This window comes from Haoranjiania flava, assembly GCF_025631005.1.
GTDB lineage: Bacteria > Bacteroidota > Bacteroidia > Chitinophagales > Chitinophagaceae > Haoranjiania > Haoranjiania flava.
Window position 1 is genome coordinate 55,995 of sequence record NZ_JAOTPL010000017.1, and the last position, 14,745, is coordinate 70,739.

Below are 14,745 nucleotides of genomic sequence, written 5' to 3' on the forward strand. Positions count from 1 at the left end.
TCAGGTGAAAACACCTGACACGGCGGGAACTGCTGTGAAAACATTGTGGAATGACTATTATGGTGTCAGGTAAAAACACCTGACACGGCGGGCGAAAAAATTACAAATAGATACTACTCATGCCAGGTGAAAAATACCCTGGCACGGCATAAAAGTTAAGTCATCAGGCAAGCATAAAAAAGACACCCGCAAAGGTGCCTTAAAAAATGTTACAAGTAGAAAAGTTATTTCAGTTTAAATGCTGCTTTTACTTTAGAAATATAATCCAGTTTTTCCCAGGTAAAAAGTTCCACTGTTTTCTGGATTTTCTTGCCGCCGGGCAGGTTGTATTCTTTGGTAACCGTCTCTGGAGTTCTGCCCATGTGACCGTAAGCAGCAGTTTCGCTGTAGATCGGGTTGCGGAGTTTTAAATTTTTCTCAATAAAGTATGGACGGAAATCGTAGATCTCGTCTACAATTTTAGCTATTTCGCCATCGCTGAGGTCTACCTTGGCTGTGCCGTAAGTGTTTACATAAATGCCCATAGGCCTTGCAACACCAATGGCATAAGAAACCTGTACCAATATCTCGTCTGCAACACCCGCTGCCACTAAGTTCTTGGCAATATGCCTTGCAGCATATGCCGCGCTCCTGTCTACTTTGCTCGGGTCTTTGCCGCTGAATGCGCCACCGCCGTGTGCACCTTTGCCGCCGTAAGTGTCTACAATTATTTTCCTGCCTGTAAGGCCTGTATCGCCATGTGGCCCGCCGATCACGAATTTACCGGTAGGGTTGATGTGGTATTTGATCTGATCGTTGAAGAAATGCTTGTATTTCGGATATCTTTTTATTACACGGGGAATTAAAATTTCGGTCATATCCTGCCTGATTTTGGCAGCCATGTTTTCATCTGTATCAAAATCGTCGTGCTGTGTGGATATAACGATGGTATCAATTCTTACCGGCTTGTTGTTTTCGTCGTATTCAAGTGTTACCTGGCTTTTGGCATCCGGGCGCAGGTATTTAATTTGTTTGTGTTCGCGTCGCAGCGCAGCCAATTCTATCAGCAGCGTATGCGCAAGGTCTAACGCCAGCGGCATGTAGTTCTCTGTTTCGTTGATAGCGTAGCCAAACATCATTCCCTGGTCGCCGGCTCCCTGGTTTTCCTTATCGCTTTTTTCCACTCCCTGGTTTATATCTGCAGACTGCTCGTGTATGGCAGAAAAGATACCGCAACTGTTGGCCTCAAACATGTACTCGCTCTTGGTATAGCCGATTCTCCTGATCACTTCACGGGCAATTTCCTGCACATCCAGGTAAGCGTTTGACTTTACTTCACCTGCCAGCACTACCTGCCCTGTGGTTACCAATGTTTCGCATGCCACTTTGCTTTTGGGGTCGCTTGCCATAAAATAATCTATTAATGCATCTGATATCTGGTCTGCAACTTTGTCGGGATGTCCTTCTGAAACACTTTCGGATGTGAATAAATAAGCCATAAAGAAAAATATATTCTTTTTAAATAATGATAAAAACTATTGAACAGGGCTGTAAATAATGTTTAAACGGATTTTATGTGCGCTGGCGGCCGTATTGCCGAATAGTTTGGTTCTTTGTATAACAGGTGCATTCAGCTTGGTAAACTGGTTGTTGCCTGCTTTGGCCTGAATAGACACATTCCTGGATAAAACTTCACTGTAAACAGAATCTGCATGCGGGGCAAAAATATCCAGCGGGTAGTTTTGAGTTACACCTTTATTAATATCCTGTACGTGGTTAGTAAGGTTAAAATTGTATTGGTAATATTTCAGGTTATTGGTTGAGTCTACTCTGGCCAGTGGGTATGAGCCAAATGTGGGCAGGTTTGCGGTATAGAAATAATTAGAAGGCTGGAATGGATTCAGCGGGTTGGGAAGATTATCCAGGGATACATCTTTCAACAATATTCTTTTATTGTCTTTTATACCTGCAACAAAAAGATTTGGAACAAATTTGTTGTATTCAGCAGCAGGGATATCGTCTAAAACCAGTTCTGCCCTGTAGATAAGCATCTTGGCGAGCCCTGACAGGCCCGGAATTTTAATGCGTGCATATACACCGGGACCGGATTGCAGGTACACAGTGCTGCTGCCTGTATTTATATCGCCGAGGGGAAGGTTGGCGAGGTGCGTCCCACTGCGTTCTACAGTGATGTGGTTGGCGCTTGCAGAGGTCACCGCAGGTACAAAAGAAGTCAAGGTGGTATCTGCTGAACCATCTTTCTTAGAGATGTATTTGTAATACATGGCAATACCGGCGCCCTGCGGCAGCACAGGTACTAATGCATCTCCTGATGTGGAAGTGATCTTTATACCATTGAATGCCAGCCGGAACAATGAGTCTGAGCGATAGTTGGCCGTATCCATATTAAAGAATTTCTGTGCCAATGCGTTGCTCAGGCGTATACGGATCTGATTGGGAGAACCAACCGTGTCGCCGAATGACTTAATGGTATCATTCACGCTGAGCGGGGATATAAACTGTTCAGCGCCATTGTAAGTAAGTTCGCCGGAAGTAGTAAAACTTTTATCTGTATTGAACGGATAACCTTTTTCCCTGTCGAAAGAAAGATCATTTACTTCATACACCCGGAAGCCCAGGTTTTTTGTGCTATCGCCGTAATACAAGCCATAGGTAGGTATCACCAACACCACTGAATCAATAGCAGTAATGCTATCCTTGCTCACCGGGAACCTGAACGGGTAGGAGCGCGGCTGCACCTGCAGGTACAAGGCTGTAGTTGTATTGCCGAATGCGGTATCGCTGTGTTTTCCTAAAACATTTGTTTCGCTGATCCTGGTAGTTGTAATAGCATCACCATAAGTGTTGATGATCACATCCAGCGTGGTGTCTTTTACCAATACCCCGTCAACAGCAGGAATCAGGTCTCCGATACCGATATCTGTGGAAACTATTTTCGTACAGGCTGCAAAACTAACTATGGCTATCAGCGTTGCAAGGATCCTATTTCTCTTTTTCAAAATCGTTAGATTAATTTAAAATAAAAATTATCACAAAAAAACAAATTTCTAAGGAACAAGCTCATTAAAGAGTTCAAAATACTCTGTTAAATCAGAATCATATCCCTGGAATTTCAGGATCTTTTTTCCTCTTGTTTTAGAAAGTTCTTTTACAATTTTTTCGTCGATATTTTCTGTAGCAAAAGCAATGGCATCTGAATTTACAGCTCCGCCTTTGATGATGGATTCGTAATCGCCTTTTTTATACGGCTCCAGGTCTTTGGGCTTGATAGCTGCATGAATATTGGCCTGGCGTATAAAATCTTTTTCCAGTGTTTCATCAAAAGTTTCGCCACCTATAGAGTATACCACTTTACAATTGCTGAAAACCGGTTCCTTTTTATAAGCAGTTTTAATGTACATCGGTATCAGGGCGGTCATCCAGCCGCTGCAATGGATAATATCAGGAGGCCAGCCGAATTTTTTCACGGTTTCCAGCGCGCCCTTGCAGAAAAACACAGAACGCAGCCCGTTGTCTTCAAACCATTCTTCATTCTCATCTCTGAAAATAAATTTTCTTTTAAAGAATTCGTCATTATCCAGGAAGTACACCTGCAGGCGTGCATTCGGAAGCGATGATACTTTTATCTGTAAGGGGTAATCATCATTGTCTACAGAAACGTTGATGCCTGACAACCGCACCACTTCATGCAATTTATGCCTGCGCTCATTGATAACACCGTAACGCGGCATGATACATCTCACCTCAAAATCATTCTCATTACTTTTTATTGCCAGACTGTTTAATATTTCAGAAAATTCAGTCAATTCCAGGAAAGGGGAAATTTCCGTTGCAATAAATAAAATTCTTTTTTTACTGGACATTCTACCTCTGGTTTCGTTCTTAGATACTTTTAATAAAGTAGGCAAAATTACTAAAAAATAAACTAATATTTGCATTTTTAAATATCTGTGAACAAATGGTTAGTATAACGAAAATAGAAGATGTACAAAAGGTGCTGAACTCATTACGCGTCAATGATAAAAAAACAGGATTCGTACCAACAATGGGTGCATTGCATCCAGGGCATATTTCACTCATCAGCAAATCGGTTGAGCGTGGCGATAATACGGTCTGCAGCATTTTTGTAAACCCAACGCAATTTAATGATAGTGCCGACTTTGAAAAATATCCACGTACGCTTGAAAACGACCTGGCATTACTCGCAAAGAACGGCTGTAACGTAGTATTTATGCCGTCTGTGGAAGAAATGTACCCTGGTGGTTCCACGCTCAGAGAGCATTACGACCTGGGCTTTATCGAGACCATTCTTGAAGGCCGTTTCAGGCCGGGGCACTTCCAGGGTGTTTGCCAGGTGGTGGAAAGGTTGTTGCGCATTGTACAGCCGGATGAATTGTTCCTGGGGCAGAAAGACCTGCAACAGATACTGGTGATCAAAAAAATGATTGAGCTGAAAAATATACAGACAGACGTGATCATCTGTGAAACGTTGAGAGAGCCAAGCGGCCTTGCCAGCAGCAGCCGTAATGCCCGGTTATCTGAAATGCAGAAAGAACAGGCAGCCATTATTTATAGAATGTTGCAATATTGCCGCGAAAACCTGTACAACAGGTCCCTGGAAGAATTGTCTGCCTATGCACAACAACATATTTTGGGTAACGGCTTTGATAAAATAGACTACTTTTCTTTTCACAATGCGGCAACCCTGGCCCCTGTTGAGTTGTGGGATGGCGAGGAAAAATTGTCTGCACTCTTTGCAGGCTATATTGGCGGCGTAAGGCTGATAGATAATATGTTTATGAATTAGCCTGAGAGACAACAATAAAAAACCGTTGCAACTTATAGAACATTTTTGTATTTTTATCCAAACCATATACAGATGCAAAGAATATTTTCACTTACATTAATGCTGGGCATAGCTATGACATTGAATGCACAACGGATCACTTATCCCAATACTGCAAAGGTTGATCATACAGACGAATATTTCGGTACAAGCATCAGCGACCCGTACCGCTGGCTGGAAAACGATACTGCGCAAAACACCGAAGTGTGGGTGCAGGCGCAAAATGCGGTAACCAACGCTTATCTCGATAAAATTCCGTTTCGTAACGCGATAAAAAACAGGCTTACAGAATTATGGGATTATGCGCGATACAGTGCACCGTACAACAAAGGGAAATATTATATTTTCAGTAAGAATGACGGCCTCCAAAACCAGTCTGTTGTTTATTACCAGCAGGGGCTTACCGGTGAAGCTAAAGTATTGATCGATCCCAACAAACTATCTCAGGATGGTACAGTTGCCTTACAGGGTACCTCTTTTTCTCAAAATCAAAAGTATTTTGCTTATTCGGTGTCTGCTTCGGGATCCGACTGGCAGGAGATCTATGTAAAAGACATGGCTACGGGCGCATTGCTGAAAGATAAACTGGAATATGTAAAATTCACCGGCATGGCGTGGCTGGGCGATGAGGGTTTCTTTTACAGCGGCTACACCAAGCCGGCAGATGAAATGACGAAGTATTCTGCCAAGACAGAGTACCAGAAAGTTTTCTACCATAAAATTGGCACTCCGCAATCTGCTGATAAACTTATTTATGAAGATAAAGAGCATCCTTTGCGCTATGTAAGCGCGGGGCTAACAGAAGACAAGCGCTTTTTGATACTGGGTATTTCCGAAGGTACAGATGGGAGCGAAATAAAAGTAAAAGACCTGAAAGATAAGAACAGCAAGGGTTTTATTACTGTGGTAAAAGGGTTTGATACCAATGCAGATGTTATTGACAATGTTGGCGGCAGGCTGCTGGTACAAACAAACCACGGTGCACCGAATTATAAAGTGGTATCCATTGATCCGAAAAACCCTGACCCCAAAAACTGGAAAACCATTATACCCGAGAAAGCATATAAGCTCTCACATGTGGGCACAGGAGGCGGAAAATTATTTGCCAGTTACCTGAAAGATGCCAACAGCTACATAGAACAATACAACTATTCAGGCGTTAGAGACCGTGTGGTAGAATTACCCGGCCTTGGCACAGCAGGCGGTTTTGGCGCGGAGAAAAATAATAAGTTTTTCTTCTACACCTTCACATCATTTACCTATCCTGCTACCATTTTTAAGTATGATATTGCTACCGGGAAATCTACTGTGTACAGGAAGTCTGAAGCAAAGGTAAATCCTGATAACTATGTTACAGAGCAGGTATTCTATCCTTCCAAAGACGGTACAAAAGTGCCGATGTTTATTACCTATAAAAAAGGCCTGAAGAAAGATGGCACTAACCCTGCTATGCTGTATGCCTATGGCGGGTTTAATATCAACCTTACGCCGGGCTTTACGGTGGCCAATATACCATTTCTTGACAATGGCGGGATCTATTGCCAGGCTAACCTGCGCGGTGGTGGCGAATATGGTGAAGAGTGGCATAAAAAAGGTATGCTTGCCAATAAGCAAAATGTGTTTGACGATTTTATTGCGGCAGCAGAGTACCTGGTCAAAGAGAAATACACCTCTTCTGAAAAGCTCGCTATCCGCGGCGGTTCCAACGGCGGGCTGCTGGTTGGCGCCTGTATGACACAGCGCCCGGATCTTTTTAAAGTAGCCATTCCGCAGGTGGGCGTACTGGATATGCTGCGTTACCAGAAATTTACTGTGGGCTGGGGATGGGTGGTAGAGTATGGTTCCAGCGATAAGCAGGAAGATTTTAATTACCTGATAAAATATTCTCCGCTCCACAATTTAAAAAAGGGTACCTGCTATCCTGCAACCCTGATAACTACAGCAGACCATGACGACAGGGTAGTGCCGGCACATTCCTTTAAATTTGCCGCAGCTTTGCAGGAAGCACAGGGTTGCGACAACCCGGCATTAATACGTATTGATACCAAAGCCGGCCACGGTGCGGGAAAGCCGACTTCGAAAACCATAGAAGAGCTGGCAGACATCTGGGCATTTACTTTATATAATATGGGCGAGACCTACAAGTAATATTCATTCACCTGTGAACATACATTTATCCTGATATGAAAACGCATACAACAAACTATTTCAACACTTTCATAGAGGTGGCAGAAGATACCAAAGCTATTTGCGGTACAAAGCCGCCTGCCAAAGAAAATAAGACCGTTGCTGAAATGCAGTACGCGCTGATCGCTGAAAATCCTTATGCCTACACATCAGATGATGTTTTATTTAAAGTGTATGCAGAAAGAAACAACCTTTCGCCGGATACCTATGAAGAAGCAAGAGCGCAATTTTTTTCTAAAGGACAGGCGTGTTTACGTACTTCGCCTTTGGCAAAAACTTATGGCTTTGGCATTCATAGCGATGCTAATGGCAAAGTTGCACTTGCAGCCATGGAATCCAAAGCCTATACCGGCTTTCTGAAAGATGAAAGTGTAAAAAAGGTAAAAGCTATGAAATCTCGTAAATAATTCTTTACCATTTAGGAAGGCCGGCAACAATTTCGTTGCCGGTTTTTTTATGACACTATTATCTTCTTGTTTTGATAGTATATTTGTACATGCTGTGTTTCACGAACAAATGTCCATAAACATTTAGAGTAATTTTTGCCAAACACAATGGAAGTTTTATGGCAAGTTCCATGTCGCCATTGATAACATAAATATACACACATGAAATAACCATAAAGATTAGGAACCTATACCAACCGGGAATGATAATAAAGTATTAAGGTTTCGGTTATTCCGTGTGGCAAACAGAAAAAATTAAATATTAACACATGAAATTTTTAAAACTGGTTTCTGTTAATTTCTTTATCCTGCTTGGCTATCTTACTGTAGGTTTCCTATTTCTTTGTCTCTAACCGCTATCCCAATCCAATTGGTGCAGGATTATTAACTGTGGTGTTTTTTTCTTCTCATTTGCTGATATTTATGTTGTGGTATTATTTTAAAAAAATGAGGGTTAATAAAATAGTGTTCCGGGGTATAGCTTCGATTGTACTGTTGTTTATTGTATACAATTTGTTGTCTGAATATCATTATCGGTTCTTGTGGTATTTAAGGGGAGAATAAAAACAGGGTTTTAATATAGCAACTATTACTGCATGGTTTTGTATATTTGGTGTTTAAACGATTTTACTATTATCAAATAGTCATAAGCACAGTTGCATACCAACTGTTGATCAATAAAAGCTATTCTATGTCACAATTAAAAAAAATAAATATATACACATGCAACAATTAATTATAGGCGCAATGCTGCTGATTTGCAATTTTTCGGCTTTTTCACAAGACAATAAACGAGCCGGCCAGGATACTATCTTACTCACCGGCGCATCGTTTGCATCGCCCGGCAATGGCTGGTTTGAGCTGGGATGTGAAAAATTAAATGCTTTCCCCATAAACAGGGCAGTGGGCGGCGAGGCCATATCTAATGCAGCCAACAGGATGGAGAAAGGAACGCTGTATACCCCGCAGGAACTGGAAAGCATAGATGTGTTCGTGATCATGCAGGTACACGATAAAGATGTATACAACAGCGGCAAGCTACACGAAAAATACACGGATTACAAAATGCCGTTCGACAGGTCAGACTACGCAGCAGCGTTTGATTATGTGATCAAAAAATATTTATCGGACTGCTATAATTTAAAGTTCGATAAAAATTCCCGGTATTACAATTCCAAATACGGCAAGCCTGCCAGGATCGTATTGTGTACCGATTGGCATGATGCGCGATCTGCCTACAATACATCCATCAGAAAGCTTGCAGAAAAATGGGGATTCCCGCTGGTGGAATTCGATAAATACATCGGCTTTTCTAAAAATACCGTACACCCTGTAACAGGTGTTCAGGCTAGTCTTATGTTTGCATTAGACACACAAAATATTGATGGCATAAAGTATGGCTGGCATCCTGAACAAGGTAAGGATAAATACATTCAAAAGCGCATGGGCGCTATATTTGCCGATGTATTATCCCGCATATTATTGTAAGCTTTCCACCATCATGGTAAGCTCATTTACCAGCTCTTCATCGTTATCGCCGAAACCTGATGAGGAGAACTTTATCTTGCCATCTTTACCGATGATGAAGTTGGCAGGTATGCCGTTAATTTCAAAATCATAGTATGCCTTGTCCTGTAGGTCGAACAATAAGTTCAGGTCATATTTATTTTTTGACAAGAACTCATTCACCTTCTTTTTCCGTCTTTCTGCGCTTCCTCGCTCCTGTGTATTTACAAAGTAAAACACTACATCTTTGCGGTGCTTTAAAGCTGCTGCGGCTTTAAGCATTGCCGGCAAAGAGGCCACGCAGGGGCCGCACCAGGTAGCCCAGAAATCTAGTATTACAATTTTGCCTTTCAGATCGTTGCGTGTTATTTTCTTACCGCTTTGGTCTGTAAGGCTGAAATCAGGCGTGTCAATATTAAGCATATCTTTCTGCAGCCTGGCTATTTCATACTTCTTTCCCTGCTTTTTGAGCATAGCAAGCCTGTCAGTAAAGTTATCGCTGTTTTTATGTACAGCCAGGTAGATCACTTTGTACAAAGAGTCAATACCGGCATTGGATTTCCCTTTGGAAATGCAGTCTTCAGCAGTTTCCAGGGATTCTTTTATTTTATCGTTTTCAAAAAGATACAGGATATAACGTTCGTTAGATTCCACATTTTCAACGCCGATGATATCAATTATTTTTTGCTGGTTTGCCAATGCTCCTGCTTTATCACCCAGCGCGTACAAAATAAGTGCATACGTATTTACATATTCGGCAAACTCGCTATCAACCAATCTTTTCCATTCTCTTGCGCTGATGTTAGGTCTGCTGTTAATGGCATACAGGGAATCAACGTTATCAAGTGATAGTTTTGAAAAATGTTTAGCTATATCCAGGTTTTGTTTTGCCTTAGCCATATTAAGGGCCATATCGTTGTAATTATAGGCCTTCTGGCGGAAGGATTCCTCTAATTCTGCGTACTCTTCAAATTTGGTGTAATCTTTTTTTGCCTTATAGGTGTTCATCAGGATGCGGTTTAATTGCTCATCCATATAATCAACATTTTTTACCACTTCCTCTGTTTTTATGCGAAGAGCTTTTTCTATTACAGTATCATATTTTTTTTCTTTTTGTAAATCATACAATTCTTTTAATAATCTATTGCCGTACGAGATTCCTTTAGGGAATTTTTTTACCATTTCATCTTCATAAGCCGCTCTTTTGTCAGACTCTTCATCGTATAATATGCTCGCCAATTGTATTACTTCATTTTCACTCTGGCCTGATTCTAAAGCATTCCTGAACGCCTGTTCTGCTAATGTTTTGGCTTCTGCTTCGCGTTCCGGAATAGCACTCAGTGTTTTAAGGTAATCAATGATGAATATTTTTTTCTGATCAGGGTTGTGGTGGAACTCTTCTTCAAACAATCCTGCGTTTTTCTTATTATCAACGGTCACGCCAAGCTGGTAAGCCCACATGTTTTGCATAGCCATGCCTGCAGATGCACCTTTCACCTGAACGCCGTTTTTATAGACCGGGTAAACAAAATAATTGTTCTCTTGACCAACCTGTTCGCCGATCAAAAACATAATTGTAGTAATAGAGTCTTCGACTTTAAACTTGCCTGTATAACCTGTCTGCGTCCTGACCAGGTGCAAGGTGTCGAAAACCATTAAGTTTTTATTTAAAATGGTTTTCCTTAAAAATGGGGAGGTTTTAAGCGTATCCCTGATATGCGGGCCGGTGTAAACAAAACTTACTTCCTTGCCCGCTTCCGGTTTTGCAGGCGTTAGTACCAGTGCCTGGCTGAAACCGAGGATACAGCTTAGTTGCAGCGTGATGAACAGCATGAATTTTTGCATATCTATATGTAGATTATTTTATAGGGATAGCCGGTGTGATGTAAAAAATATGGCCGGTGTGATGTAAAAAATTTTATTGCAATAATTCCGAAATAGTTTCCATTTCGTCTACAAGGCCCTGTTCATTACCATCGTAGCCAACCAGGTTAAATTTGATATTGCCATCCTTGCCGATGATGATCTTTGCGGGAATGCCGTTTATTTTAAACTTGTCGTGCACAGCATTGTCATTATCCATCAATACATGAAAAGTGTAATTGTTGTCCTGTAGGAATTTGCTCACTGTCTCTTTTTTCTTTTCAGCCGAGCCGGCCTCTCTTGTATTCACAAAATAAAATTGTACATCGTTGTTTGCTTTCAGGTTGTTCAGTGCTTTTTGCATGCCCGGGAATGATGCCCGGCAGGGGCCGCACCAGGTAGCCCAGAAATCAAGTATTACAATCTTGCCTTTCAGGGCGGCCAGCTGTATGGTTTTGCCATCCAGGTCATTCAATGTAAAGTCCGGCGCAGGTTCATTAAGCATTTTCTCTTTAAGTTCTTTCTTATAGGCTTCTTTTATCTGGCTGTTCAGCTTATTTCTTGCAGCAACCCATCCTTCGTTGCCGTTGAGTTTTGTATAAGCCGCTTTGTAGAGTGAATCTATTTTGGTGTTGCTTTTTCTTTTCAGCATATAATTTTCTGCTTCGGACAATGCTTCTTTATTTTTGCCGGCTTCCAGCAGGTAGAGCACCATTTTTTCATTGATGTCCGGGTTAGAAGCTTTGGTAAGCCTGATGGCTGTGTATTGTTTTTCCAGCGCTTCGGTTTTGTTTCCCATACGGTATAAAATGTCTGCGTAGGTATCAGTAAGGTTGCCTTCATTGTATGTGAGGTAGTCCTGCCAGCTATCAGCCGTATGGTAAGGCGGCCGTTGTGTAAGTTTCAATGCATTTAATGCAGCCAGTGATTTCCGGGAATATTCCAGGGCTTTGGGCAGGTTTTTGTCGGCGCTTGCCATAGTAAATGCTATCTGATTGTAGGCATACACCAGCAGGTCGTTGTCAGTAATGTTTTCAATGGTTTTATCGAAATTATCTGTATCAAGTTTGTTGATATAAGCGTTTAACAGCGGTCTTCTCAGGCTATTGGAAACATTTGACGGAAATCCGTTTGGGAAATCTTTTCTCAGGCTATTGTATGCCGTGAGGAATTTTTCAGGATCATTTATGCTATACAGTTCATTAATTTTTTTGTTTTGATAAATGAATCCTTTGGGATATTTTTTCAGTACCACATTTATTAAGGAATCATATTTTTCTTTGTTGCCGGAGGAAGCTACAAATGCTATGTAATCAAGATTGTTTTCGGTAACACCTTTCTGAAGAGAATCATTAAACAGCTTAATAAGCTGTTTTTCTGCGCTTTCTTCCTTTCCTTTAATATTTTTCCGGGTGTTTAGCAATTCTGCATAGTATCTCATTCTGCTTGCAGGGTAAAGGCTTATTTCCGTTTCGTAAGATTTTTCTATGGCAGTAAAATCTCTTTTTATTCCCATTCCCGAGCCATAAGTCTGCATAAAACCTAACCGTGCATAGGCGCCTTTTACAGGTTTGCCGTCTTTGTGAACAGGGTAAAGAAAACCCTGCTCATTGTTATTATCATATTTACCCGCAGATTTTACGAGTATGGCAAAAGCCGCTATGGAATCAGGCAGTATAAAACTACCAGTCAGCTTATCATCTGTGTATTTTGCTTCAACCGGAATTTTAATAACCCGGCTATTCTCCGGGAAGGCATCTACTCCTATTTCAGTATCGGATTTCGCCAACTTCCCTGTATATACAAAACTTAGTTTCTTGCCTGCTTCGGGCTTTGCAGGAGTCAATACCATTGAAGAATTTTGAGCAAATACTGATGAACAAAGGGTTGTAGCTATGAAAAACAGTATTGTGCTGAAAGTTTTACCACAACAATTTTTACGGACTGATGCGGATTTGTCAGAGCAGTGTTCCATAGGTAGGCATTTTAAGGTGAAGGATATTGTAAAACTAATCAATTAGTACCTAATCAGCAAAAAATTTCTTAGTTTATCTTATTGTTATCATTTAACCATAAATTTCCTTTTTTGTTAGTTTTTGTGTCGATGTATTAAAATTAGGCTTAACTTTGCAGCATTCAAAAAACAATTATTTTACACTTAAAAACATAATATTATGAGCTTTATTGCTGATGTTTTTGCAAGACAAATCCTGGATAGCCGCGGCAATCCCACAGTTGAGGTTGATGTGATCACTGAAAACGGAGAATTAGGCAGGGCTGCCGTTCCATCAGGCGCATCTACAGGTATTCACGAAGCAGTGGAACTGCGCGACGAAGATAAGGGTGTTTACATGGGAAAAGGTGTGTTGAAAGCAGTGAAAAATGTAAACGAAGTGATCGCTGAACACCTTATCGGCTGGGATGTGACCGACCAGGTTGGCATTGACAGGATGATGCTTGAGCTTGACGGTACTGAAAACAAAAGTAAATTAGGCGCAAACGCAATATTGGCGGTATCCCTGGCGGTTGCCAAAGCTGCTGCTGCCGAATCGGCTCTGCCGCTTTACAGGTACATCGGCGGTGTAAATGCTACCGTACTTCCCGTTCCTATGATGAATATCTTAAACGGTGGTGTACATGCTGACAACAAGATCGATTACCAGGAATACATGATCGTGCCTCATGGCGCTAAAAGCTTCAGCGAAGGCCTGCGCTGGGGTACAGAGATTTTCCACCACTTAAAATCTGTGTTGAAAAACAAAGGCTACAGCACTAACGTAGGCGATGAAGGCGGTTTTGCTCCCGATATCCAAAGCAATGAAGAAGCTATTGAAACAGTGATCGAAGCGATCAAAGCTGCAGGTTATACGCCGGGTACAGACGTTTCCATCGCATTGGATGCTGCAAGCAGTGAAATGTTCAAGGATGGTAAATATAAATTCTACAAAAGCTCCGGCAAGGAATTAACTTCCGATGAAATGGTAGAGTACTGGAAAGAGTGGACTACCAAGTACCCGATTGTTTCTATCGAAGACGGTATGGCTGAAGAAGACTGGGACGGCTGGAAAAAACTGACTGAAGCTATTGGTGATAAAGTACAGCTCGTAGGCGATGACCTGTTTGTAACCAACAGCAAGATATTAAAAAGAGGTATTGAAACAGGTACTGCCAACAGCATCCTGATCAAAGTAAACCAGATCGGCTCGCTTACAGAAACCATCCAGGCTGTACAAATGGCGCAGCATGCGGGTTACACCACAGTAATGAGCCACAGGAGCGGTGAAACAGAAGATACAACTATCGCTGACCTGGCAGTAGCATTAAACTGCGGGCAGATTAAGACCGGTTCTGCAAGCCGCAGCGACCGTATGGCTAAGTACAACCAGCTATTGCGCATTGAAGAGCAATTAGATACTGACGGACTTTACCCAACGCTTTTTGCTAAGAAATAGTCTGAGTAATAACAACCGAATGAATAAGCCTTGTCTCTAAGACGGGGCTTATTTGTTTAATGTTATACTCGAAGTTGAAAGTTGCGATGGGAGAGAGGCGATGGTAAATGGAAAGGGAAAAGTGGGCAGTGATATGCCTGCGCTTCGCTTCGGGATTTCTAATCTCATTCATCGTTGTGATAACGCAATGGTAATGGTTGTTTAGAATCAACTCTTTGATTCTTTGCGTTCCTCATTTGCGGCCTTTAAACCCGTGTCAGGTGTTTTCACCTGACATCCAGAACGTCTTTGCGGTTAGCCTTTGCGTGAAATAAAAATTATTATTCTTTTTGCCATTGCCGCAAAAGAATCAAAAAGGTCTAGCCCGCCTGAAGGTGACCCCCGCTCAACGGCTCTGACCCGGAAGCAATTTGCACTCAGGAACAATTGCTTCGCCGCAGTTGGT

10 protein-coding genes are annotated in these 14,745 nt (G+C 41.7%); 5 read left to right on the forward strand and 5 right to left on the reverse strand.

What is annotated here, in order from left to right:
* Positions 1 to 224: 224 nt before the first annotated feature.
* Genes metK through OD355_RS11045 form a run of 3 tightly spaced genes read right to left on the reverse strand, consistent with a single transcriptional unit; the run spans position 225 to position 3,863 of the window.
* A complete protein-coding gene (gene metK, locus OD355_RS11035) occupies positions 225 to 1,478 on the reverse strand; it encodes a methionine adenosyltransferase (protein WP_263038539.1) in 1,254 nt (417 codons plus the stop codon).
* Between the two features lie 36 nt (positions 1,479 to 1,514).
* Positions 1,515 to 2,999, reverse strand: coding sequence for a DUF4270 domain-containing protein (locus OD355_RS11040; RefSeq protein WP_263038540.1), 1,485 nt, complete (start codon positions 2,997 to 2,999; stop codon positions 1,515 to 1,517).
* A 48-nt stretch (positions 3,000 to 3,047) separates the two neighbouring features.
* Positions 3,048 to 3,863 carry a glycogen/starch synthase gene (locus OD355_RS11045; RefSeq protein WP_263038541.1) on the reverse strand — a complete coding sequence of 272 codons (816 nt, stop codon included), beginning with the start codon at positions 3,861 to 3,863 and terminating at the stop codon, positions 3,048 to 3,050.
* Between the two features lie 95 nt (positions 3,864 to 3,958).
* Between OD355_RS11045 and panC the strand changes: the two genes are divergently transcribed.
* The 4 genes from panC to OD355_RS11065 all read left to right on the forward strand — a co-directional run bounded on the left by panC (position 3,959) and on the right by OD355_RS11065 (position 8,967).
* Positions 3,959 to 4,807, forward strand: a complete 849-nt coding sequence (gene panC / locus OD355_RS11050; protein WP_263038542.1) for a pantoate--beta-alanine ligase — start codon at positions 3,959 to 3,961, stop codon at positions 4,805 to 4,807.
* A 72-nt stretch (positions 4,808 to 4,879) separates the two neighbouring features.
* A complete protein-coding gene (locus OD355_RS11055) occupies positions 4,880 to 6,994 on the forward strand; it encodes a prolyl oligopeptidase family serine peptidase (protein WP_263038543.1) in 2,115 nt (704 codons plus the stop codon).
* A gap of 35 nt (positions 6,995 to 7,029) precedes the next feature.
* Positions 7,030 to 7,440 carry a DUF6157 family protein gene (locus OD355_RS11060; protein WP_263038544.1) on the forward strand — a complete coding sequence of 137 codons (411 nt, stop codon included), beginning with the start codon at positions 7,030 to 7,032 and terminating at the stop codon, positions 7,438 to 7,440.
* Between the two features lie 762 nt (positions 7,441 to 8,202).
* The gene (locus tag OD355_RS11065) at positions 8,203 to 8,967 is read left to right on the forward strand and encodes a DUF5040 domain-containing protein (protein ID WP_263038545.1); all 765 of its coding nucleotides are present in this window, start codon (positions 8,203 to 8,205) and stop codon (positions 8,965 to 8,967) included.
* On the opposite strand, the gene OD355_RS11070 is transcribed toward OD355_RS11065, so the two are convergent.
* Complete coding sequence (locus OD355_RS11070; RefSeq protein WP_263038546.1) at positions 8,959 to 10,830, reverse strand: TlpA family protein disulfide reductase; 1,872 nt, start codon at positions 10,828 to 10,830, stop codon at positions 8,959 to 8,961. The genes OD355_RS11065 and OD355_RS11070 overlap by 9 nt on opposite strands.
* Before the next feature lie 73 nt (positions 10,831 to 10,903).
* A complete protein-coding gene (locus tag OD355_RS11075) occupies positions 10,904 to 12,700 on the reverse strand; it encodes a TlpA family protein disulfide reductase (RefSeq protein ID WP_263038547.1) in 1,797 nt (598 codons plus the stop codon).
* A 322-nt stretch (positions 12,701 to 13,022) separates the two neighbouring features.
* On the opposite strand from OD355_RS11075, the gene eno reads away from it, so the two are divergent.
* Positions 13,023 to 14,300, forward strand: a complete 1,278-nt coding sequence (eno, locus tag OD355_RS11080) for a phosphopyruvate hydratase (protein ID WP_263038548.1) — start codon at positions 13,023 to 13,025, stop codon at positions 14,298 to 14,300.
* Positions 14,301 to 14,745: the final 445 nt, after the last annotated feature.

Excerpts from the sequence above, each read along its gene's own strand:
- OD355_RS11055 (WP_263038543.1), top strand. The coding sequence starts at position 4,880 with ATGCAAAGAATATTTTCACTTACATTAATGCTGGGCATAGCTATGACA.
- OD355_RS11060 (WP_263038544.1), top strand. The coding sequence starts at position 7,030 with ATGAAAACGCATACAACAAACTATTTCAACACTTTCATAGAGGTGGCA.
- eno (WP_263038548.1), top strand. The coding sequence starts at position 13,023 with ATGAGCTTTATTGCTGATGTTTTTGCAAGACAAATCCTGGATAGCCGC.
- OD355_RS11070 (WP_263038546.1), bottom strand. The coding sequence starts at position 10,830 with ATGCAAAAATTCATGCTGTTCATCACGCTGCAACTAAGCTGTATCCTC.
- OD355_RS11075 (WP_263038547.1), bottom strand. The coding sequence starts at position 12,700 with ATGGTATTGACTCCTGCAAAGCCCGAAGCAGGCAAGAAACTAAGTTTT.
- OD355_RS11045 (WP_263038541.1), bottom strand. The coding sequence starts at position 3,863 with ATGTCCAGTAAAAAAAGAATTTTATTTATTGCAACGGAAATTTCCCCT.
- metK (WP_263038539.1), bottom strand. The coding sequence starts at position 1,478 with ATGGCTTATTTATTCACATCCGAAAGTGTTTCAGAAGGACATCCCGAC.
- panC (WP_263038542.1), top strand. The coding sequence starts at position 3,959 with ATGGTTAGTATAACGAAAATAGAAGATGTACAAAAGGTGCTGAACTCA.
- OD355_RS11065 (WP_263038545.1), top strand. The coding sequence starts at position 8,203 with ATGCAACAATTAATTATAGGCGCAATGCTGCTGATTTGCAATTTTTCG.